The sequence below is a fragment of the Mesorhizobium calcicola genome (assembly GCF_042682105.1).
Lineage (GTDB): Bacteria > Pseudomonadota > Alphaproteobacteria > Rhizobiales > Rhizobiaceae > Mesorhizobium > Mesorhizobium calcicola.
This window is the reverse complement of sequence record NZ_JBHUGY010000080.1, coordinates 223,476-246,157: the sequence shown is the minus strand read 5'-3', so window position 1 is coordinate 246,157 and position 22,682 is coordinate 223,476. Positions and strand designations below refer to the sequence as shown.

The 22,682-nt window shown below is 64.2% G+C and carries 19 protein-coding genes and 1 pseudogene; 9 read left to right on the top strand and 11 right to left on the bottom strand.

All coding sequences use genetic code 11. The features are described 5' to 3' along the window. Positions 1-30: 30 nt before the first annotated feature. The 4 genes from ACFSQT_RS39635 to ACFSQT_RS39620 all read right to left on the bottom strand — a co-directional run bounded on the left by ACFSQT_RS39635 (position 31) and on the right by ACFSQT_RS39620 (position 3,776). Positions 31-291, bottom strand: coding sequence for a hypothetical protein (locus ACFSQT_RS39635; protein ID WP_379027502.1), 261 nt, complete (start codon positions 289-291; stop codon positions 31-33). Positions 292-430: 139 nt separating this feature from the next. Continuing rightward, positions 431-1,924: an aldehyde dehydrogenase family protein gene (locus ACFSQT_RS39630; protein WP_379027500.1), complete on the bottom strand. Its 1,494-nt coding sequence runs from the start codon at positions 1,922-1,924 to the stop codon at positions 431-433. A gap of 144 nt (positions 1,925-2,068) precedes the next feature. Further along, the gene (locus ACFSQT_RS39625; RefSeq protein WP_379027498.1) at positions 2,069-2,713 is read right to left on the bottom strand and encodes a ThuA domain-containing protein; all 645 of its coding nucleotides are present in this window, start codon (positions 2,711-2,713) and stop codon (positions 2,069-2,071) included. Between the two features lie 40 nt (positions 2,714-2,753). Further along, a complete protein-coding gene (locus tag ACFSQT_RS39620; protein ID WP_379027496.1) occupies positions 2,754-3,776 on the bottom strand; it encodes an LLM class flavin-dependent oxidoreductase in 1,023 nt (340 codons plus the stop codon). A gap of 205 nt (positions 3,777-3,981) precedes the next feature. On the opposite strand from ACFSQT_RS39620, the gene ACFSQT_RS39615 reads away from it, so the two are divergent. Then, on the top strand, positions 3,982-5,187 hold the full coding sequence (locus tag ACFSQT_RS39615; protein WP_379027494.1) for an ROK family protein: 1,206 nt from the start codon (positions 3,982-3,984) through the stop codon (positions 5,185-5,187). Between the two features lie 83 nt (positions 5,188-5,270). Further along, positions 5,271-6,217 (top strand): annotated as a pseudogene (locus ACFSQT_RS39610) (IS630 family transposase). A 31-nt stretch (positions 6,218-6,248) separates the two neighbouring features. On the opposite strand, the gene ACFSQT_RS39605 reads toward ACFSQT_RS39610, so the two are convergent. From ACFSQT_RS39605 to ACFSQT_RS39575, 7 genes are all read right to left on the bottom strand, one after another. Next, positions 6,249-8,273: a beta-N-acetylhexosaminidase gene (locus tag ACFSQT_RS39605; RefSeq protein ID WP_379027492.1), complete on the bottom strand. Its 2,025-nt coding sequence runs from the start codon at positions 8,271-8,273 to the stop codon at positions 6,249-6,251. Positions 8,274-8,294: 21 nt separating this feature from the next. Beyond that, positions 8,295-8,771, bottom strand: a complete 477-nt coding sequence (locus ACFSQT_RS39600) for a GNAT family N-acetyltransferase (protein WP_379027490.1) — start codon at positions 8,769-8,771, stop codon at positions 8,295-8,297. A 21-nt stretch (positions 8,772-8,792) separates the two neighbouring features. Then, a complete protein-coding gene (locus ACFSQT_RS39595; RefSeq protein ID WP_379027488.1) occupies positions 8,793-9,731 on the bottom strand; it encodes an ABC transporter ATP-binding protein in 939 nt (312 codons plus the stop codon). Then, a complete protein-coding gene (locus tag ACFSQT_RS39590; protein WP_379027486.1) occupies positions 9,728-10,543 on the bottom strand; it encodes an ABC transporter ATP-binding protein in 816 nt (271 codons plus the stop codon). The genes ACFSQT_RS39595 and ACFSQT_RS39590 overlap by 4 nt, the downstream gene beginning before the upstream one ends. Beyond that, entirely contained in the window at positions 10,540-11,442 is a 903-nt protein-coding gene (locus ACFSQT_RS39585) for an ABC transporter permease (RefSeq protein WP_379027484.1), read from the bottom strand. Before ACFSQT_RS39585 ends, ACFSQT_RS39590 begins: the two co-directional genes overlap by 4 nt. Beyond that, on the bottom strand, positions 11,439-12,422 hold the full coding sequence (locus ACFSQT_RS39580; protein ID WP_379027482.1) for an ABC transporter permease: 984 nt from the start codon (positions 12,420-12,422) through the stop codon (positions 11,439-11,441). Before ACFSQT_RS39580 ends, ACFSQT_RS39585 begins: the two co-directional genes overlap by 4 nt. 189 nt (positions 12,423-12,611) lie before the next feature. Then, positions 12,612-14,345: an ABC transporter substrate-binding protein gene (locus ACFSQT_RS39575; protein ID WP_379027480.1), complete on the bottom strand. Its 1,734-nt coding sequence runs from the start codon at positions 14,343-14,345 to the stop codon at positions 12,612-12,614. A gap of 153 nt (positions 14,346-14,498) precedes the next feature. Between ACFSQT_RS39575 and ACFSQT_RS39570 the strand changes: the two genes are divergently transcribed. From ACFSQT_RS39570 to ACFSQT_RS39540, 7 genes are all read left to right on the top strand, one after another. Next, on the top strand, positions 14,499-14,741 hold the full coding sequence (locus ACFSQT_RS39570) for an oligopeptide/dipeptide ABC transporter ATP-binding protein (protein ID WP_379027478.1): 243 nt from the start codon (positions 14,499-14,501) through the stop codon (positions 14,739-14,741). 213 nt (positions 14,742-14,954) lie between these two features. Continuing rightward, complete coding sequence (locus ACFSQT_RS39565) at positions 14,955-15,377, top strand: hypothetical protein (protein WP_379027476.1); 423 nt, start codon at positions 14,955-14,957, stop codon at positions 15,375-15,377. Positions 15,378-15,676: 299 nt separating this feature from the next. After that, entirely contained in the window at positions 15,677-17,590 is a 1,914-nt protein-coding gene (locus tag ACFSQT_RS39560; protein WP_379027474.1) for an ABC transporter ATP-binding protein, read from the top strand. Between the two features lie 9 nt (positions 17,591-17,599). Continuing rightward, positions 17,600-19,492 (top strand): ABC transporter ATP-binding protein, encoded by a 1,893-nt coding sequence (locus ACFSQT_RS39555; protein ID WP_379027472.1) that lies wholly within the window; start codon positions 17,600-17,602, stop codon positions 19,490-19,492. Continuing rightward, the gene (locus ACFSQT_RS39550; protein ID WP_379027471.1) at positions 19,489-19,854 is read left to right on the top strand and encodes a hypothetical protein; all 366 of its coding nucleotides are present in this window, start codon (positions 19,489-19,491) and stop codon (positions 19,852-19,854) included. Before ACFSQT_RS39555 ends, ACFSQT_RS39550 begins: the two co-directional genes overlap by 4 nt. A gap of 210 nt (positions 19,855-20,064) precedes the next feature. Next, the gene (locus ACFSQT_RS39545; RefSeq protein ID WP_379027469.1) at positions 20,065-20,757 is read left to right on the top strand and encodes a helix-turn-helix domain-containing protein; all 693 of its coding nucleotides are present in this window, start codon (positions 20,065-20,067) and stop codon (positions 20,755-20,757) included. A 4-nt stretch (positions 20,758-20,761) separates the two neighbouring features. Further along, a complete protein-coding gene (locus ACFSQT_RS39540; RefSeq protein WP_379027467.1) occupies positions 20,762-21,844 on the top strand; it encodes an extracellular solute-binding protein in 1,083 nt (360 codons plus the stop codon). Positions 21,845-22,682 lie beyond the last annotated feature (838 nt).

Genomic DNA, 22,682 nt, shown 5'->3' with positions numbered 1-22,682 from the left:
GGAACTGCCCTATCTTAACCTTGCAGGCTGTCAATCCATCTCCATGACGGTGTTTTCGGGATAGACATTCAAGCTCGCCCCGTAACAAAAAGGCAGCAAACCATCGACTTCGAGTCCCTGGCGTATTTGGAAAATAGCTTCGAAAAAGTCTTCTTCCTCGGCCTTTATCAATTTCCCTCGATAACTGCACTTAAGGATGCAAATGGTGCCGGTGTCGTGCAGAGAAAACACTGCTCGCTCATCGTCCCGTGCACCAGCACCAATCAGAAATACTGTACGCTCTTGATCCATTTGTCACCCATCAACCCTTAGTCGAACCGTACTGCGGCGGAGACCCGTTTTCCAGCCATCACAGGCTAGCAGACGCTGCATTCGCCCGCGCAGAAGACGCCGCCAGATGACCCCGGGAGCCGCGCTTCCAAACGGTCGTTTAGTCGGTCCTGATCCAGACACCCTTGGTGTTGAGATATTCCTCGATATGCTCGGCCCCGCCCTCGCGTCCATACCCGCTCATCTTGTAGCCGCCGAAGGGCACTGCCGGGTCGATCGCGTGATAGGTGTTGACCCAGACGGAGCCGGCGCGCAGGCGGTTTGCCAGTTGATGCGCCTTGCCGACGTCGCGGGTGAAGACGCCTGCGCCCAGCCCATAGGGCGTGTCGTTGCCGCGCCGCACCACCTCGTCCAGCGTGTCGAACGGCAGCGCCGAGATGACCGGGCCGAAGATCTCTTCTCGCGCGATACGCATGTCGTCGGTCACACCTGAGAACACACAGGGCGCGATGAAATTGCCCGCGCCGAGCGGGCCTTCGGTGATGCGGTTGCCGCCGGTGACCAGCCTTGCGCCTTGCCTGGTGCCGTCCTCGATGAAGCCGGTGACGCGTTCGAGTTGCCTGGGCGAAATCAGCGGCCCGATCTCGGTTTCAGGGTCGGCGCCGTCGCCGATCCTGAGTTTTGCCGCATAGGCCGAGACCCGCGCGACGAATTCGTCATGGATCGGCCGTTCGACGAACAGCCGCGAGCCGGCGATGCAGATCTGGCCGGAATTGGCGAACACCGACATTGCCGCTATCGGCACGGCGCGCTCGAGATCGGCGTCGGCGCAGACGATGACCGGCGACTTGCCGCCGAGTTCCAGCGAAACACGCTTCATGTTGCCGGCCGAGGCGCGCAGGATGCTCTGGCCGGTCGCCGTCGAGCCGGTGAACACAATCTTGTCCACGTCCATATGGGCGGCGAGCGGCGCACCGACCTCGGCTCCGGTGCCGGTGACGACGTTGACGACGCCCGCCGGCACGCCGGCTTCCATCATCAGCGCGCCGATCAACAGCGGCGTCAGTGGCGCTTCCTCGGAAGGCTTCAGCACGATGGTGCAGCCGGCCGCCAGCGCCGGGCCGATCTTCCAGATCGAAGCGGCTGTCGGCGCATTCCAGGGAATGATGGCGCCGACCACGCCGACCGGCTCCTTGCGTGTGTAGGAGACGATGTCGCCCGGCAGCGAATTGCCGATCGTGTGGCCATGGATCGATGTCGCCATGCCGGCATAGAAGCGCAGCATGCCGAGCACCCGGTTCTTGTTGGCGAGCGTGCGCACGATCGGCATGCCCATATCCGTGGTGTCGGAAAGCGCGATCTCCTCCCAATGGCGCTCCATCAGGTCGGCGATCCTGAGCAGCAACACCTGGCGCTCATAGGGCTTGAACCGGCTCCACGGTCCATCAAAGGCGCGCCGGGCGGCGGCCACCGCGAGGTCGATATCGCTGGAATCGGAGAGCGGCACGGTGCCAATCACCGCGCCGGTGGCGGGGTTGCGCGTCTCGAAGCTGCGGCCACTGAGCGCGTCGCACCAGATGCCATCGATCAGCATCTTGCGGTGCCGGCCATCGATCGGCGTGTGCAGGGGCAGGTCTTTAACCGACACCGTCATCGCCCTGTCCTCCTTCGCGCAGGCTCCAACCTAGAGCATGATGCCGAAAAGTGCGAAGCGGTTTTCGGACGACATCATGCTCTATCTCTTTGAGTTAGAGGCGGATTCAGATTTCAGGTCGATTCAACCTGAAATCATCCGGCTCTAGCGGGCGGCCCAGACAAGGCCGCGCTCGACAATCAAGGCCATTTCCGGAACCGCGAACTCGTCGGCATTGTGCCCCAGCGCGCTGTAGAAGACCTTTCCGGCCCCATAGCGACGCTTCCAGACCACCGGCATGACAACGCCGCCTATCCCAGGGAAATGCGCGTCGGTGAAGGTGGTCGTGGCCAGCACCTCATTGGCCGGATCGACATGCATGTAATATTGCTCCGATCGATAGACGAAATCGCCGATGCCCTTTGTGATCGGATCGTCCGGTCTGGTGACGGCGACCGTGTAGTCGATGATGTCGCCGGGATGCGCGACCCACTGGCCGCCGGTCATGAACTGGTAGTCGGTTTCATTGCGGAAGCTGTCGCACATCGTGCCATGAAAGCCGCCAAGCCCGCTGCCCTGGCGAACCGCGAGAACCAGGTTTTGAAGTTCGGCCTTTTCGATCGACGACATCGTGATCACCGGCACGATGAGATCGAATGCGCTGAGCTCCGGATCGGCGAACATCGCCGTGCCCTCGCCGAGCGTGACGTCAAATCCGTTGCGTTCAAGCAGGGCGCGCACGACCTTCGCGCTCTGCTCCGGCGTATGTCCCTGCCAGCCTCCCCAGGCAATCAAGGCTTTCTTCGGCATGTTGTCCTCCCTGTAGCTATCCGCCTCGATCGATCCGGGGTCAGCGCCAGCCCAGCGCCGGAGCGACATGGGTCAGGATCGCCTCGATGACATGCGCGTTGTAGTCGACGCCGAGCTGGTTGGGCACGGTGAGCAGCAGCGTGTCGGCCTCGGCGATCGCCTCGTCCTGCGCCAATTCCTTGATGAGCACGTCCGGCTCGGCGGCGTAGCTGCGCCCGAAGATCGCCCTGGTGTTCTCCTCGATGAAGCCGATCTGGTCGCTGCTCTGGTTGCCGCGCCCGAAATAGGCGCGGTCGCGATCGTCGACCAGCGCGAAGATGCTGCGGCTGACCGAGACGCGCGGCTCACGCTGGTGACCGGCCGCCTTCCAGGCTTCGCGGTAGATGCGGATCTGCTCGGCCTGCTGGATGTGGAAAGGCTTGCCGCTCTCGTCGAATTTGAGCGTCGAACTCTGCAGGTTCATGCCAAGCTTCGCTGCCCATTGCGAAGTGGCGTTGGTGGCCGCACCCCACCAGATCCGCTCGCGCAGGCCTTCGGAATGCGGCTCGAGCCGCAGCAGGCCGGGCGGATTGGGGAACATCGGCCGCGGATTGGGCTGGGCGAACCCGTCGCCGCGCAGCGTCTCAAGGAAAACCTCGGCGTGATGCCGCGCCATGTCGATGTCGCTCTGGCCTTCCGGCGGTGCGTAGCCAAAGTAGCGCCAGCCGTCGATGACCTGCTCCGGCGAGCCGCGGCTGATGCCAAGCTGCAGGCGCCCGCCGGCAATGATGTCGGCAGCACCCGCATCCTCGGCCATGTAAAGCGGATTCTCGTAGCGCATGTCGATGACCGCGGTGCCGATCTCAATGCGGCTGGTCTTCACGCCGACGGCCGCCAGCAGCGGGAACGGCGAAGCGAGCTGGCGGGCAAAATGATGGACCCGGAAATAGGCGCCGTCCGCGCCCAGTTGCTCGGCGGCGACGGCGAGGTCGATGGATTGCAGCAGCGCGTCCGATGCCGACCGCGTCTGCGATTGCGACGAGGGCGTCCAGTGCCCGAATGACAGGAAACCGATTTTTTTCATGCCTTGCGATATATGGAAGTGGCGGATGGAATGCAAAGCCGTTGCTCGCCGATCTCGGCGGCGGCCGGTTACGCTGATCGCATCAAATAATGCTGATCCGCGCGTGGCAAGATAGCGCTCTCATCACGAAACCGGCTAGAAGCGGTAGCTACCATTGCGTATAATTAAATCAAGTTGATTTGTTTTCTTCGTTGGTAAAGTGCTCATGCCCCCCAGGAAAGCCATCGCTGGCACCAATCTCGAACAGGCCAAGTCACACAATCGCCGCGTGGTGATCGAAGCGATCAGAACCAACGGCGCATTGTCGCGGGCAGCGATCGCGCGCCTGACGGCGCTGAGCACGCAGACCATCTCCAACATCGTCGAAGAACTCGAGAGCGAAGAGCTGCTTCGTGCGCAAGCCACTCTGAAGGGCGCTCGCGGCCAGCCGGCGGTCCCCTATTCGATCAATCCCGACGGCGGCTATTCGATCGGCCTGCAGCTCGACCATCAGCTGGCGGTCGGCGTCATCACCGATCTCTCCGGCACGGTGCGCGCCCGCATCGAACGTCCGGTCGACCGGCCGACGCCGGCGCAGGCGATGCCCTTGCTTGCCGCGATAGCCGGCGACCTGATGCGCAAGTTTCGTTTCGACCGCAGCCGCCTGCTGGGCATTGGCATGGCGATGCCAGGCCCGTTCGACGTCGAGGGCATGACCTCGGTCGGGCCGACCGCGTTGCCCGGTTGGCAGGATTTCCCCGTCGCCGAAGAGCTGCAGCGACTGACGGGCATTCCGGTGACGGTCGAGAACGACGCCACCGCAGCCGCCATCGGCGAGCGGCTCTATGGCGTTGCCCGCAACCTCGGCAGTTTCGTTTATTTGTTCATCGGCACCGGCCTTGGCGCTGGCCTGTTCCTTGACGGCCATCTCTACAAGGGCAGCCGCCACAATGCCGGCGAGATCGGCCACATGATCGTCAAGCCCGGCGGCCTCGAATGCGGCTGCGGCAAACGCGGCTGCCTCGAACGCTACGTCTCGTTGCGCGCCGCCTATGAGTGCCTGGAAATCCCCGACCCCGACCATGCCTCGCCGGAATTGCTCGAAGCATTGCTTGCCAATGGCGACAGTCTGGAAGCATGGGTCGCCCAGGCAATCGATCCGCTGCGCCAGGCCATCAACATGCTCGAACTCGCGCTCGATCCCGAAACCGTCGTCCTCGGCGGGTTCATGCCGGTCGGCGTCATCGGACTTCTGGCGAGCCGGCTCGACCCCTTGTACCTCTCGGTCAGCTCGACCAGCGCCCGCGCCATGCCGCGGGTTCTTGTCGGCGCCGCCGGCAAGGACACTTCGGTTCTCGGTGCCGCGGCGCTGCCGATCTTCTCCGAAACCAACCCGCAATTCGACGTTCTGCAAAAACCGCACGCCTTCTAGAGCGGTTTGCGTTTTGTCTGAATCAGGATTCCCAAGATTGAGCAAATCAGATTCGATGTTCTGACCGTTGGAGGTCGGGACAGATGGCCAAGCCTTATTCGATGGATTTGCGGGAACGGGCACTGGCTCGCCTTGAAGAAGGCGAGACGAGCCGAGAGGTGGCTGCGGCGCTGAAGGTGGCAGTTTCGAGCGTGATCAAGTGGGCGGCGCGCAAGCGTCGGCTGGGCAGTGCGGCACCCGGCAAGATGGGCGGTCATCGACCCTATCTGATTGACGGGGAGCATCGTGCTTTCGTCCTGAGCGAGGTCGAGCGGGATGCCAACATAACGCTTCATGAATTGACGGCCGCACTGGCTGACCGGGGTCTCATCATCCACCCCGCCAGCGTCGGTCGCTTCTTGCATCGCGAGGGCAAGAGCTTCAAAAAAAACCGTTCTGCCGGCTGAGCAGCTCAAGCCGAAGCTGATGCGTCGGCGGGCGCAATGGATGCGCTATCAGACCCGCATTGACCCAACGCGCCTGGTCTTCCTGGATGAAACGTGGGTCAAGACCAACATGGCGCCGTTGCGTGGCTGGGGTGTGCGCGGCAAGCGGCTGATGGCTCACGCGCCATATGGTCATTGGAAGACGATGACCTTCATCGCCGCGCTGCGGCATGATCGGGTAGAGGCGCCTTGGGTCATTGACGGACCCATCAATGCGCAGGCCTTCCGTGTCTATGTCGAAACCGAACTCATCAAGACACTGAAGCCGGGCGACATTGTCATTCTCGACAATCTCGGGTCTCACAAGGGCCAAGCCGTCCGCGACATCGTCAGGGCCGCCGCAGCGCGGCTCTTCTTCCTGCCGCCCTACAGTCCAGATCTTCAATCCAATCGAGAAGCTCTTCGCCAAGCTCAAGCACTGCATGCGACGTGCCGCCAAACGAAGCATCCAGGCCGTACACAACGCTATCGCCCGCACCCTCGACGACGTCACCCCAAATGAATGCAACAACTACATCGAAAGCGCAGGCTATAAGTCAACCTAAATGCGAACCGCTCTAGCATTGAGATGCCGCGTCAGGGCCTCCACGCGGCTCCGTAGAGTACAGGCATCAGCCCGGCGAGCGCCTTGAACCGCTCCCAGGATTTTTTCTCCGGCTGCGTCCAGCCTGTTTCCGCCAGCGCCGAGATGCGGGGAAACACCAGCCGGTCGAAGACAGCGCGATCGGTCATTGGCTCCGACCAGATGCAGGCCTGCACGCCGAGCAACTTGGTCTTCTGCTTATCCGTCCAGCCTTCGACGGGATCGAAGCCGTACAGCTTTTCCGGATCGGACCAGCCGGCCCAGGCCGCGCCCGGTTCCGACCAGGCCGGGCTGTTGGCCATGTCGAGGTAGTAGACCTGCCCGGGGCAGACCACCATGGCGTAGCCCTCACCCGCAAGTGCCGCCGAAGCTTCGACCGTCCGCCAGCCGCACAGATAGCTTTTCTGCTTGTCGATGACATTGCCGTGCGCCGCCTCCTGCCAGCCGCCGGTGATGCAGCCGCGGGAGGCAAGGAACGATTGTATGCGCTTGAGAAACTCGGCCTGCAGCACCGCCGCGCCCGAGCCGTCGATCTCATCGGCGCCATGCGTGTTGGTGACCACGTTGAGACGTTTGGCATGCGCGGCCGCAAGCCCCTCGCCGCCAAGTTCGGTGAGCCGCGCCAGCGCCTGCGGCGAACCGGACCAGGCGCCCAGCGGCACCTCGTCGGCACCGATGTGGATGGTCTTGAACGGAAACAGCTCGATCAGTTCGTCGAGGATTTTTTCCAACACAAGGTAGGTCTCCGGCCGCGCCGGATTGATGCAATTGTTGGGAAACCCCTGCACGGAGAAATACTCGCCGATCTCGCCGGGATCACGCAGCTCCGGTATCGCCTGCAGCATCGCATAGCAATGCCCAGGCACATCGATCTCCGGCACGACTTCGATACCGAACTGGCCGGCCAGCTGAACGACCTCGCGCACGGCAGCCTTGGTGTAATAGCCGCCGCTCGGCTCGGGGCCGGAGCCCAGCAGGGGCGGCACCGGCAGCCCGTGGCCGCGCCACGCGCCAATTCTGGTCAGTGCCGGATAGGCTGATATCTCGACCCGCCACCCCTCGTCGTCGTACAGATGCCAATGGAACCGGTTGAGCTTGTTCCAGGCAAGGATTCTCAGGAATGTCTTGATCTCGGCCGTTGCATAGAATTGCCGGGCGACGTCGAGATGCGTGCCGCGCCAGCCGAGCGCCGGCTCATCGCGGATTTCGCCTTCAGCCGGGAAAAAGAACGTCTCAGGATGCGATCGCGCCCCGCGCAGCATCTGGCCGAGCGTGACCAGCCCGTAGAACAACCCGGTTTTCGTGCCCGCCGAAACCGCGACGCCATCGGCTGAAAAGCGGATCGCATAGGCCTCCGGGCCAAACCCGTCAGCGATGCCGAGATCGACCGGCAAACCGCCTTCGGCCTCATTGCGCACGATGCCCTCGACGGCAAACAGGCTGTCGACAAGATCACCGAACGCGGCGCCGGCGTCGGCGGCTGCAGCGCTCTTCGGCCGAAGTGCCAGGCCTCGCGGAACCGCGCGCCCGCCGGAGACCGAAACGATGCGCGGCCACGGAATGACCGAGACCGGCACGGGCGCCTGCGCGGGCACCGGATAGATTTCGGCGCCGCGCTTCAGCACCGCATTGTCGCCGATCGCCTTGGTCGGACCCAACGCAACAGGAGCTACGGTGCCATCGGCGAGCACGAGGTAGGCAGCGGTGGCGCCATCGGTCCAGTGTCGCAGCGGATAGCTCAGCCCATGCACGGTGACGGTCCATGTCTCATGCGGCCCCAGCGCGAAACTGTCCGGCGGCGCGAATTCGGAATGGTTGGACAACCGTTGCGCAAGCCTGCCACCTTCCACGGTGACGGCCGGATCGATGCGTGCCGGACCGCTGACGCACAGCACAAACCCTTCGATCGCTTTCGACGACAAATTGGTGAGCGCCAGCGAATAGGCGAGCCTGTCGGTGGCGGTGGCCGGTGCCCAGGTCGTTTCCAGACGGAATGCGGATTTGGATTGAAGCGTCATGACAAGCTTTCGAACGAGAGATCAGGGATGGGTGTTGAGCAGGCCGGCATAGACCCCGGGTTCGGAGTCCGGGATCCGGGTGGCGCCAACGGTGCGCTCGTAGAATTCGGACGGACCGACATCGCCGATGATGGCGTAGCCATAGCCCATGACGCGCATGTCGAGCAGCGTCGCCAGCAGCAGCGCGTGGCCGATGCCGGCGCCGCGCGCGGCCTCGCCGACGCCGGTCGGGCCGAAGAAGCCACGCGCGATCGAATCATAGACGGCGAAGCCGACCAGCCCGCCGTCGCGCGTCGCCAGGAAGCAGGAGGCCGGCTGGCGCGAAAATGCCACCGTCGTCTCGCTCGACCAGCCGGCGTTGAAGGTTTGCCGCACCCAGCCAGTCACCAGTTCGAGTTCTGGCGCCAACGCCCGGCGAATGGTGACGGCGGCACGGCCGACACGCGCATCGAGTTCGGGGTCGGGCGCAAGCAGCGAAAGATTGACCAGATAATCCATGGAGACCCTATGGCGTAGATTTCAGGAAACGGCGCCCAGCGCGCGGACGAAATGGTTGGGGCCGACCTGATCGACCTCAGCCGAGGACGGCCGGCTCAGGCGTCGCACCTCCTCGGCATGGCCGAGAAAACGCGCGCTGTCGCCGGCCACGAACGGCCGGTCGGGATCCGGCACCGCCGAAAGCAGCAATTGCGTATAGGGATGGCGGGGATTGCCGATCACCGAGAGCGTATCGCCCCATTCGACCATCTGGCCGGCGAACATCACGATCACCTCTTCGGCGACATGGGCGGCGGTGGCGATGTCATGCGTGATGTAGAGCAGCGCCAGTTGCCGCTCCTGCTTGATGCGCGCCAGGAGTTCGAGGATGCCGAGGCGGATCGAGACATCGAGCATCGAGGTCGGCTCGTCGGCGACCAGCACGTTGGGCTGCACGGCGAGCGCACGCGCGACGTTGACGCGCTGGCGCTGGCCTCCCGACAGTTCATGTGGAAATTTGTGCGCGGTCAGGGCCGGCTCCAGCCCGACCCAGGTGAGGAGATCGGCGACGCCCCGCACTTGCTCCGCCCGGCTCCTGGCGTGGCCATGCAGCGCCAACGGTCGCGCCAGATGATGCTGCACCGAAAACACCGGGTTGAGCGAGGCGAACGGATCCTGGAACACCATCTGCACGGCGCGGCGGTATGCCTTTTCCTCGGCGGCCGTGCCGGTCCGCGTGATGTTACGGCCGCGGTAGAGCATCTCGCCGCCGGTCGGGGTGTCCATGCGGGCGATGATGCGGGCGCAGGTGGTCTTGCCGCAGCCCGACTCGCCAACCAGCGCCAGCGCGTGGCCGCCCTTGAGCGACAGGGAGACACCGCGCAATGCCTGCACCGAGCCGAAGCTGCGTTCGATGCCGTCCAGCCTGACGATCGGCTCGGGCGCGGTGGCCGCTAAGGGAACAGTCGTCACGGCATTCATGCGATCGCGTCCTTCACGGGGGGATGGCCGGGCAGTTGGGGGATCGCGCCCCAGAGCTTTCGCGTGTAGTCGTGCGCCGGCGACCGGCTGACTTGCCTGACATCGCCGATCTCGACCAGTTCGCCGTTCAGCATCACGCCGATGCGGTGGCAGAGCTGCGCCATCAAATGCAGGTCGTGGGTGATGAACAGCACCGAGAAACCATAGCCGCGCTGCAGGTCGATGACCTGCTCGAGGATTTCGCGCTGCACGACCACGTCGAGCGCCGTCGTCGGCTCGTCCATGATGATCAGCTCCGGCGTCAGCGCCAGGCAGATGGCGATGACGATGCGCTGACGCATGCCGCCTGAGAACTGGTGCGGATAGTCGGTGAGCCGGCTGGCCGGGATGCCGACCAGCTTGAACATTTCTTCGGCGCGCGCCCGCGATTTTTCGCGCGACGAGCCGGTATGCCGGCGCAGCACATCGTGGAACTGCGCCTCGACCCGCAGCAGCGGATTGAGCGAGTTCATCGCGCTCTGGAACACCATGCCGATCCGCCGCCAGCGCACCTCCTGCAGCCTGCTGTCCGACAGCTTCAATAGGTCCTGGCCGTCGAGCAGGATTTCGCCACCGGCCACCCAGGCCGGCGCCTTGGCCAGGCGGGTGATGGCGTAGGCGATCGTGCTCTTGCCGCAGCCGGATTCGCCGGCAAGCCCGAACAATTCGCCGCGGCCGATGTCGAAGGATACGTTCTTGACTGCGCGGAAGGCGCCCTTGTCGAGCAGATAGTCGACGCTGAGGTCGCGGATTTGCAGCAGCGCCTCGCTCACCGTGCCGCCTCCAGTTCGCGCTTGCGCAGCCGGCTGAGGCGCAGCCAGCGGCTGAGCGCCGGGCCGGAGCGCAGCTGCGGGTTGGCGATCTCGTCGAAAGTGAAGTTCAAGAGCGCCAGGCCCAACCCGACCAGTGCGATGCCGGCGGCTGGCGCGCTGATGTCCCACCAGGCGCCGACGATGATGGCGGAGGAGTTCTGCGCATTGTAGAGCATCGTCCCCCAGGTGACGTTGAGCGGGTCGCCGAAGCCGAGATATTCGAGCGTCGTCTGTGCCACGATGGCGTAGATGATCGAGCCGACGATGTTGATGCCGATCAGCGGCACCAGATTGGGCAGGATCTCGACGAAGATGATGCGCCAGGAAGGCTCGCCGACCATGCGCGCCGCGGTCACGAACTCACGGTTTCGCAGCGCCATCGTCTGCGACCGCGTCATGCGCGCCCCCCACGGCCACGAGGTCAACGCGATGATCATCATGATGGCGACCGGCCCGACCGTGCCGGCGAAGGACGCAAGCAGGATCAGCAGCGGAATGTTGGGGATCACCAGCACGGCATTGGTGATCAGGTCCAGCGTCGCGTCGGTGCGGCCGCCGAAATAGCCGGCGACGAGCCCGATGATGGTGCCAAGTGCGGTGATGAACAGGCCGGTGGCGAAGCCGACCGCCAGCGACGGGCGCGCACCCCAGACGAATTGCGCATAGACGTCACGGCCCATCTTCGTGGTGCCGAAATAATGCTCTGATGTCGGCGGCTGGTGCGAGTGGCCGACCCGCTCGCCAGGATCGGTGGGGGCCAGGATGGGTGCAAAGAGCGCCATCAGGCAGAGCGCGGCGACGATGATCAGGCCGGCGACGGCCTTCTTCTGCCGCCACAGGAGTTGCCAACCGAAATTCATGCCCGTTCCTCCCGGATGCGTGGATCGACGACACCGTAAAGGATGTCGACCAGCAGATTGGCGCCGAGCGTCGCCATCGTCATCAGCAGCAGCTGGCCCTGGATGACCGGATAGTCGCGCGCCACGCTGGCGGTGAACAGCGTCAACCCGAGGCCCGGATAGTTGAAGACGATCTCGGTGACGATCGAGCCGCCGAACACCGCACCCAGCATCAGCGCGAGATTGGTCAGCACCGGCAGCATAGCGTTGCGCGCCGCGTAGGAAAACATCACCGCGGTCTCGCCGAGCCCCTTGGCGCGGCCCATGGTGACATAATCCTCGCCGAGCACCGATATCATCGAGGAGCGCATCGTCGTCTGGAACTCGCCGATCAGATAGGGCGACAGCGTCAGCACCGGCATCACCGCGTGCCAGAAGACACTGCCGAAAAAGTTGAAGTTCAGCCCAGGATCGAGATCGGGATTGTAGGCGTAGCCGACCGGGAACCAGCGCAGCGTCACGCCAAAGGTGAATAGGGTCGCCAGTCCGATGATGACCGGTGGGATTGCGATCAGCACGACGGAAAACGGCGAGACGAACGCATCGAAGCGCCCGCCTCGCCGCCAGGCTGCCACTGCGCCGAGGGAGACTCCAACGCAGAGGGAAAAGATGATCGCCGTGGTGACCAGGAAAGCGGTCCAGCCGGCCGAACGGGCGAGGACCTGCGTAACGGTCTGCGGATAGTATTTCACCGACACGCCGAGATCGAACCTGGCAAGGCCGGTGATGTAGTCGACGAACTGGCCCAGGATCGGCTGTTCGACGGCGCCGAAGCGAGCCTTGATCGCCTCGATCGCCGCCGGTGTCGCGCGCGGCCCGAGCTGCGCGATCATGCCGTCGACCGGGCTTCCCGGCATCAGCCGGGGAACGGTGAAATTCATCACGATGGCAAACAGGAAGGCGACGAAATAGACCCCAAGCCGTCGAAGAGGAATCCGCATCGGCTGTTCCTTGTGCTCGGTTGCCTTCTCCGTTCGGCGGAGAAGCTGTCGCCCAAGGCGACGGACGAAGAAGCGGCTGCAGGCATCTTACCATGTCCAGCATCCGGCCTCGCGGCGACCGCCGCCGAAGCCAGGATTTGAGACACGGACCCTTCTCCCCTCTTGAGGAAGAAGGGCGTTCCGATGGACTTATTGTACCGGCTTCAGGCGCAGCAGATGCATCAACCGCATGCGGTTATTGTCGTGGTTCTCCGGGTTCATCACCGGCTCGTCCTTGGTCACCCAGCCGGTGAAGCGCTTGGTCGAATACTGGTACCAGGTCGGTCCGTTGAACACCGGCACGACCGGGAAATTGTCGGCGATGATCACCTGCACCTGGTCGAACAGCTTCTTGCGCTCTTCGTCGGTAGTCGCCTTGCGGTAGGCATCGAACACCTTGTCCAGCTCAGGATTGGAGTAGCGCGACGGCGCGCTGGTGATGCGCCCGGCAAAGGCCGTCGACAGCGACTGGTAGTAGCCGCGGAACGGCGTCGGACCGTCGGCGCGCGAATTCATGACCGCATCGAACGAGCCGTCGAGAATCTGCTTTTGCCACTGCTCGTATTCCGGCGTCGCCACCGAGGCGTTGAAGCCGGCCTTGCGCAGGCCTTCGGTGGCGATCTGTACGGCGTCGATCCAGTCCGTCCAGCCATTGGGAACGATGATCGAGAAGGCGATCGGCTGGCCTTTCGGCGTGGTGCGCATGCCGTCAGCGCCCTTCTTGTAGCCGGCGTCGTCAAGCACCTTGTTGGCCTTGTCGACGTCATAGGTCATCCACACATCCTTGTCGCCCTCTGCCGCCTTGTTGCGCCAGGCGTCGAAGCGCGGCGGCAGGCCGCTGGCGTGGACGTTGACCACCGGATAGCCAAAGCCAGCAATGTCCACCATCGCCGTGCGGTCCATGACCAGGCTGAAAGCATGACGGAAGTTGATGTCGTTGAAGGCCTCAGCCAGCGCCGGGTTGGCGGTCTTGAAGTTCACCTGGAAGGCGATGGTTTCCGCCGGTGGCTGCCAGTAGCCATTGTGGTCCTTGTCGAGCGCGATATAGGTCTTGTCGATCTCGGGCAGGAACGAGCCGATCCAGTCCATCGAGCCTTCCGGCAACAGCGCCAGCATCTGGTCGTTGCCGGAGATCTGCGGCAGCTTCAGGCAGTCGACATGCAGCGAGGCGGCATCCCAGTAGTTCGGGTTGCGGCACTGCTCGTAGACCTGCGGCGTGAAGCGGCGGATCTCGGTCATCGGACCCGAGCCGATGGGCTTCTCGTTCTTGAAGGCGAGCGGATCGGCGACATCCTTCCAGATGTGCTCGGGCACGACAGGAAAATCGGCCATCGATTCCGGGAAGTGCGTGTCGACGTCTTTCAGCGTGATTTTCACTTCGGTCGGCGAAGGCGCTTCGACCGAGGCGACGCTGCCACCGACGCCGACAATGTCGACCGCCGGGTTCTTCAGCATCAGCTCGAGCGTGAATTTCATGTCGGCCGAGGTCAGCGGCTGACCGTCAGACCATTTGACGCCGTCGCGCAGCGTGTAGGTGATCGACTTCAGATCGTCGGAGAATTTGTAGCCCGTCGCCAGCCGGAAGATCGGCTTGCCGCTGTCATAGTCGTTGAAGATGACCAGCGGCTCGTAGACGAAATCCATCGTGCTCTGGCGGCGCCCGCCAAGGTCGAACGGGTTGAAGTTCTGCACCCAGCTCGTCTGCTCTTCGATGTGCATGGCAAGCACCGATTCGGCGGACGCCGGCCGCGCGCCGAAGGAAAAAGTCGTGGCGATGGTCGCGGCGACGAAAGCCGTGCCGATCAACAGCCGCCGGCGCGAAATGGCCGTCGACGGGTCTTGCGGGCGGTAATGCACGTGCGGGTCTGGCAGCCTGACAGTCATACTTCATCTCCCATTGTTGATTGGCATTCCGCCTCTTCGGGCGAGTAACGTAAATCAATTTGATTTAATCCTAGAAGGTAAAAGGGGCGACCGTCAACGGCCCTGTTTGGCCGTCCCCATGAAGCATGCTCCCGCCCGATCGGGTGAGCAGCCATGAATTTTCCAGGGTCCCAATCACCCTATACGCAACTGCTCCTGGCCGCGTCCTCCGATGAGGCCGCGCCGAAACCATCCGCTCCGGTGGAGATCGAGGCAGCCGGCACGCAGACCAAGAGATGTTCCTTCGCCGACCGCTGCCCCATGGTCGTGCCCGACTGCAGAAGGGCCGAACCGCCCGCCAGGCAGGTCGCACCCGGCCATCTGATCGCCTGCTGGCGGCAGGGTCAGGCTTTGTGAACGGATCACTGGCAGTCGAAAGGCCAACGCAGCTAGCGGCAAGCAGACGGGCTGCGGCGGGGCACCGTGGCGTGCTGACTTGCCTCAACCGGAAGCCCGGAGTTGCTGCCGCCGTGCTGGGCTTGGGTGCTTCCTCACATACAAGTACATTCGTATATGCTAATATATAGTGGTCACGCACATTCGTTCGTGACGAACATGTGGGAGGATGCGATGAAAACCATGAATCGCAGATCTGCAATTGCTCTCGGTGTGACGGCCGCCGCGGTATCGCCTTTGTTTACCCTGGCGGCATCTGCAAAGACCAAGAAATACGGCCCGAAGGAAGGCAAGGAGATTGCGCCCGGTGTCAGGGTGGTTGAGGTCGGCACCGGCAACTCCGACATTCCCGCCTACAAGAGCATCGCAATTGTCGACGTGGTGTTTCAACCCGGAGCGCACGCGCCTCAAAGTGTGATGGACAACGACATGGTATGCACCATTACATCAGGCGCATTCACCATCAAGAAGGTAGACAAGGAGTTCAAACTCAAGACGGGTGACATGTACACCTGTTCCAAGGGCAAGACCGACGAGGCGACGAATACAAGCAAGGAAGTCGGCGTGCATCGTATCGCCGTCTTGATACCTGCCTAGCAAGATCGGATTCCGACCGGACGGTTGCATGCCGTCCGGCCGTCGCTTGCATATCGCCGGCTGCTGGCCTGAACCCGGTCAGGGCGCTGACCATGCCCGAGATTTCCAACATCGGCGTGCTGGCGCCGGTGCCCGGCGATGCATCGGTCACAGCCGCATGCGCACGTTCCTTTCAGGCACAGTGCGATGCCGCCATTGGCCCTTGAACGGCCAAGCCGGACCCGCGTAACATTGCTCCACCTGAACTGAGTCTGCTTCATTCATCCGGGCTAAGGCTCGGATTGGCTTGGATATTTCCCTTGCATACGCAAGCAACCAGCGGCGCGGAAAAGCGCGGCAAATCCTTTGCCCATGTGGCGGAAGCCTCCTGGGGCAAGGGCCTCAGCACCTTGCTCCGCATCGTGCGCATGACGCTGCGCCATCCCTGGCAAGTCGCGATCACCCTCGTCTCGACCTTCATTGCCGCGACGCTGCAGCTTTTCATTCCCCGCCTGCTGGGACGCGCCATCGATCAGGCGCAGGGCGTCATGGCTGCCGGGGCCGGCGCCGCGGCGGAGCACGCGCTGTGGAACACTGCTTTGACCTTGCTCGTGGTCAGCATCCTGCGCGGCCTCTTCACCATGGCGCAGAACTATTATGGCGAGGCCGTCGGCCATCGCACCGGCTATGAACTGCGCCTGGCTTTCTATGAGAAGATCCAGCGCCTGAGCTTCTCCTTCCACGACCGGGTCCACACCGGCGATTTGATCACGCTCGGCCTGCTCGATCTCGACGGCGTGCGCATGTTCTTTTCCACCGGCATCCTGCGCGTCGTCCTGCTCGGCGTGCTGATCGGCGTCGGCGCCTATCTCCTGATCAGCACCGATCTGGTGCTCGGGCTGTTGAGCCTGAGCTTCGTGCCTTTCGTCGCCTGGCGCTCCTCGGTCACCCAGTTGGCGCTGCGCAGCACCTGGCTGACCTTGCAGCAGCGATTATCGGTGCTGAGCCGGGTGATGGATGAGAACCTCGGCGGCATCCGTGTCGTGCGCGCCTTTGCGGCGCAACGGCACGAGCTCAAAAAATTCGACCGCGCCAAGCAGGATGCGCTGGACCTCGCCAATAAGCGTGTCGACATCCGCGTCGGCAACACCAGCGCCATGAACTTCTCGTTCCTGGCCGCCATGGGCCTGGTGCTGTGGTTCGGCGGCCAGAAGGTGACTGCGGGTCAAATCAGCGTCGGCACGCTGGCCCAGTTCCTCACCTTCATGACCATCCTGCAGATGCCGGTGCGCCAGCTCGGCCTGATGGTCAACTCGTTCGCGCGCGCCTCGACCTGCGGCACCCGTCTGTTCGAACTGCTCGACGCCGAACTTGACATCGAGGACGCGCCCGGCGCCAGGGATCTCGTCGTCACCGAGGGCGTGCTGCGCTTCGACAATGTCGGCTTCCGCTATGCGGGCGCGGGCAGTCGGCCGACGCTGTCCGGCATCTCCTTCGAGGCGAGGTCCGGCGAGACCATTGGCATTGTCGGGCCGCCCGGCAGCGGCAAGTCGACCATCGCGCACCTGATCCCGCGCTTCTACGACGTCACCTCAGGCACGATCACCATCGACGGCCAGGACATCGGCAAGGTCACACTGCAATCGCTGCGCAAGGCCGTCGGCGTCGTGCAGCAGGACGCGTTCCTGTTCACCACGTCGATCGAGAACAACATCGCCTATGGCAATCCCTGGGCGCGCGAGACCCGCATCGGGCAGGCAGCCGAGTTCGCCCAGTTGCACAACTACATCATCGGCCTTCCCGCCGGCTATAGCACGGTCGTCGGCGAACGCGGCGCCTCGCTTTCCGGCGGCCAGCGCCAGCGCCTGACCATCGCGCGCAGCCTGATGCTGCGGCCGTCGGTGCTGGTCTTCGACGATTCGACCGCGGCCATCGACGCCGGCACCGAGCAGCGGATCCGGGCGGCGATGAAGCGCTTCGCCAAGGACCGCGTCACGCTCATCATCTCGCACCGGCTGAGCTCGCTGATGCATGCCGACCAGATCCTGTTCGTGGAAGGCGGCCTGATCGTCGAGCGCGGTACGCATGAGGAGCTGCTGGCGCAGGGTGGTCGCTATCGCGCACTCTACGACCTGCAGCTGCGGCCCGACGATGACCGGCCCGCGGCGGAAGCAATTCCAGGAAAAGTGGAAACCGGTTTTCCGTCCGGAATTGCGTCAAAACTAAACAGATAGAGCCGCGTGATGTCGGCACAAAGCGACGACGACAAGCAAGACACCAGCGGCCGGCCGGCAAGGGCTGTCGTCGGCTCGCACCGCGACGAGGAAGAGGTTTTCGGCAAAGCCTATGATCCACGCATCGTGCGGCGGATCTGGAGCTTCGTGAAACCGTATCAGAGCCGGATTTTCATCTCGGTCGCGGCGGTGCTGGTGTTCACGCTGACGCAACTGGCGATCCCGCTGGTCATCCGCTACGCCATCGACCACGGCATGGCGGCGGGCAGGCTCGACCAGTCGGTGATGATCTCTGCGATCGGCGCTTTCACGGCGATCATCCTCATCAACTATGCCGCCAGCCATATCCAGGAAAGCGTCGTCGGCAAGGTCGCCGAGAACGTCCTGTCCGACCTGCGCCGCGCCATGTTCAGCCACCTGCAGCGGGTCTCGCTGAGCTTCATGGACAAGACCGAGGTCGGCCGGCTGATGTCGCGCCTGCAGGGCGACGTCAATTCGATGCAGGAGTTCCTCGAGACGTCGGTGATGTCGGTGGGCGACATCGTGCTGTTGTTCGGCATCGTCAGCGTCCTTTTGTGGCTCGATTTCCGGCTCGGCCTGCTGACGCTGTCGACCATGCCGGTGCTGTTCATCGTGCGCCTGTTCTGGCTGCCGCGCGCCAAGGTCGCCTTCATGGCGGCGCACGAAACCAACTCGATCGCCAACGGCGCGCTGGCCGAAGGCATCCATGGCGTGCGCACGGTGCAGAGCCTCGAACGCCAGCACGTCAATTTCGACCTCTACGACGAGAAGGTGCTGGCCAATCTCAATGCCCATTTGACGTCGGCGAAGTACGCGCAGGTGATGGTGCCGATCGTCGACACGCTGACCGGCATCGCCATGGCGACCGTCATCGTCGTCGGCGGTTCGATGGTGCTCTCGCACAGCCTCGACGTCGGTGTCATGGTGGCGTTCCTGTTCTACATCCAGCGCTTCTTCGACCCGATCCGCTCGCTCACCATGCAGTACAGCGTCATGCAGCGCGCCATGGCTTCGGGCCAGCGCATCTCCGAAGTGCTCGACGTGCCGGTGGATGTCAGCGACAGGCAGGGCGCGGTGGCGCTGTCGCGCGACATGGACGGCTCGGTCGAGTTCAGGAACGTCACCTTCGGCTACCGGCAGAACCAGCCGGTGCTGAAGAACATCTCCTTCCGCGTCAATCCGGGCGAGACCGTAGCACTGGTCGGCCCGACCGGATCGGGCAAGTCGAGCTCGATGGCGCTGGTGCACCGCTTCTACGACGTCTGGTCAGGCCAGGTCCTGGTCGGCGGCCACGACGTGCGCGACCTGACCCAGGATTCGCTCGGCGATCAGGTGGCCATGGTCCTGCAGGAGCCGTTCCTGTTTTCCGGCTCGGTGCTGGAGAACATCCGCTATCACAAGACTGGCGCCAGCCGCGAAGAAGTGGTCCGCGCAGCGCAGGCCGTCGGCGCGCACGACTTCATCGAGAACTTGCCCGATGGCTACGACACCGAACTCGAACAGCGCGGCGGCAATCTCTCGCTCGGCCAGCGTCAGCTGATCAGCTTCGCACGCGCGCTGGTGGCCGACGCCAAGATCCTTGTCCTCGACGAAGCCACGGCCAGCATCGATTCCTACACCGAGATGCTGATCCAGAAAGCGCTGACAAAACTGCTGGAAGGCCGCACCGGGCTGGTCATCGCCCACCGGCTGGCCACCATCCGCGGCGCCGACCGCATCATCGTGCTGCAGAACGGCGAGATCGTCGAAAGCGGCAACCACGAACAGCTGATGGCCAGAAAAGGCCTCTACGCCCGCCTCTACAACATGAACTACGCCTCTTTCGACGACATTTCGGAAGGCGAGCTGGAACTGGACGCGGCGGTCGGCAAGGCGACGTGACCAGCCTCGTCGGCGACAGGCGATTTTTTTGGCGCCAGGCCTTAACTTTCGCCGCGTGGTTTTTACATCTTAGGGGCCTGGAGACGATCGAGGAGGCTCCCTTGCCGCGACCAGAAGACATCGCCGCCCGCCGATTGGGCATTCTCATCGAGCAATATGTGGAGGCGCGCAAAAAGCGCTACGACTATGTGTCGACCGAGCAGGCCTATCGGGCCATCCGGCAGGTCCTCAAACCCGCCATTTCCGATCGCGAACTGGACGACATGGTCGCCTCGCTTGCCGTCAAGAACGGGCTGGCTGTCGTTTTCGATCGCCAGACCAAAGCGCCTTTCGATGACGTTCCTCCGCCGGCAAGGCGATAGTCAGGCTGGCCCATCGGTGATTTTCAGGTGACCAGACCATGATGCCGAAAAGTGTGAAGCGGCTTTCGGACGACATCATGCTCTATCTCTTTGATTTAGAGGCGGATTCAGATTTCAGGTCGATTTCGACCTGAAATCATCCGGTTCTAGGCGAATCCGCTTGCCACGAAGCCTCACTTAATAGCATGTTAAGTGAACGCCGAGATCACCATGAAAACTGCCGCGGATCACGCACTCAACGACAACGCCGCCACCAGCGCCGAAGCCCGCCGCTCCACGCTGTTGGGCGATCGCATCAAGGCCTATCGCACCGCGCGGCGCCTGACGCTGCGCCAACTCGGCGACATGATCGGCACCACCGCCAGTTTCCTGAGCCAGCTCGAGCGCGGCCTTTCGGGAGCCAACACCAGCACGCTGATGCTGATCGCCAATGCGCTCGGCATCGGCCTCGCCGATCTCTTCGACGAATGCGAAGTCTCGCCGCACGCAGTGCTGACACGCGCCGAGCGACCGGCGCTGCCGACCAGCGAAGGCTACCGCAAGACGCTGCTGTCGCGCCGGCCAATCCGTGAGATGGAAGTCTATTGCGGTGAATTCGCCGTCGGCGGCTCGACCGGCGACGTGCCCTATACGCATGGCAACGCGCACGAAATGTTCCTCGTGCTGCGCGGCCGGGTGCAGCTGACGCTCGGCGAAGAGAGCTTCATCCTCGAAGAGGGCGACAGCATCGAATATTCGACCTCGACGCCGCACAGGACCATCAATGTCGGCAATACGGTGGCCGAAGTGCTGTGGATCATCGCGCCGTCGACAAGCGGCGCCGTCGACCTCGACCAATATGTAGCCCGCAAACCGCTCGCACCCGGGCTGCCAAAATCAAACAGCGAGTCATCGGAGGGTTAGAAAAATGGGAAGCAGATCAATAGTGGCCGGATTTGTCGGCGCCGCCGCACTGGCCTTGATTACAGCCGCCGCAGCTCATGCGCAAAGCGCGCCGCCGGCCGGCACCGTGGTGGATGGTTCGCTGAAAGGCAAGACGCTGACCTTCGTCTCCTACGGCGGCATCTACCAGGACGGCCAGGTCGCCGCCCTCAAGGAGTTCGTCGACAAGAGCGGCGTCAAGCTGCTCAACGATGGGCCGACCGAAATCGCCAAGCTTCAGGCGCAGGTCGAGTCCGGCAATGTGACCTGGGATGTCGTCGATACCGACGATTTTCCACCATTCGTGCATTGCGGCAAGCTGTTCCAGAAACTCGACCTGACTAAGCTCGACGTTTCGCACATCCCGGCCGGACAGGTCGGCGAATGCAGCGTGCCGGCGATGAACTACGGCACCGTGCTGATGTACAAGACCGCGACCTACAAGGACAATCCGCCGAAGGACTGGAAGGATTTCTTCGATACCAAGAAATTCCCCGGCACCCGCGCCATCGATGGCAGCGGCAGCCCGATCGGCGGCCTGATCGAACAGGCCATCCTGGCTGACGGCGGCTCGGTCGACAACATGACGCCGGCCGACATCGACAAGGGCATCGCCAAGATCAAGGCCATCGGTCCGGACACGATCTTCTGGAAGACCGGCGCCGAGTCCCAGCAGCTTGCCGAATCCGGCGAAGCCGACATGATCATCATGTGGACCGGCCGCGCCATGACGGCGGTCAAGAACGGCGCTGCCTATACGCCGGTGTGGAAGGACTGGCTGGTCGTCATGGATCAGCTGACCATCCCGGTCGGGGCCAAGGACACCGACGCGTCCTACGCGCTGATCAACGCCTATCTCGGCAAGAAGTCGCAGGAGATCCTGACCGAGCAGACGTCCTACTCGCCGATCAACACCGAGGCGCAGCCCAAGGTGGACGCTTCGGTCGCCGCCTTCCTGACCAACACGCCGGAACACGCCAAGCAGGGCTACCAGCAGAACATCAAGTTCTGGGTCGCCAATTTCGCGACAGCGTCCGACAAGTGGACGGCGCTGATGGCCGGCAACTGAGCCGGCTGAGCGCCAAGGTGAAGGCGTGAGCCAGACATCGCATACGCTAGCGGCCGGGGGTGACAATCTCCGGCCGCGGGGGGGGGGGGGGGGGGGGGGGGGGGGGTGGGGGGGGGGGGGGGGGGGGGGGGGGGGGGGGGGGGGGGGGGGGGGGGGGGTGGGGGGGGGGTGGGGTGGGGGGGGGGGGGGTGGGGGGGGGGGGGGGGGGGGGGGGGGGGGGGGGGGGGGGGGGGGGGGGGGGGGGGGGGGGGGGGGGGGGGGGGGGGGGGGGGGGGGGGGGGGTGGGGGGGGGGGGGGGGGGGGGGGGGGGGGGGGGGGGGGGTGGGGGGGGGGGGGGGGGGGTTGGGGGGGGGGGGGGGGGGGGGGTGGGGGGGGGTGGGGGGGGGGGGGGGGGGGGGGTGGGGGGGGGGTGGGGGGGGGGGGGGGGGGGTGGGGGGGGGGTGGGGGGGGGGGGGGGGGTGGGGGGGGGGGGGGGGGGGGGGGGGGGGGGGGGGGGGGTGGGGGGGGGGGGGGGGGGGGGGGGGGGGGGGGGGGGGGGGGGGGGGGGGGGGGGGGGGGGGGTGGGGGGTGTGTGTGGGGGTGTGTGTGGGGTGTGGGGGTGGGGTGTGTGTGGGGGTGGGGTGTGGGGTGGGGGGGGGGGTGTGGGGTGGGGGTGGGGTGTGTGTGGGGTGGGGGTGTGTGTGGGGTGGGGTGGGGTGGGGGGGGTGGGGTGTGGGGTGGGGGTGGGGTGTGTGTGTGTGGGGGTGGGGTGGGGTGTGTGTGGGGGGGTGGGGTGGGGTGGGGTGGGGGTGTGTGTGTGGTGTGGGGTGTGGGGGTGTGGGGGGGGTGTGGGGTGGGG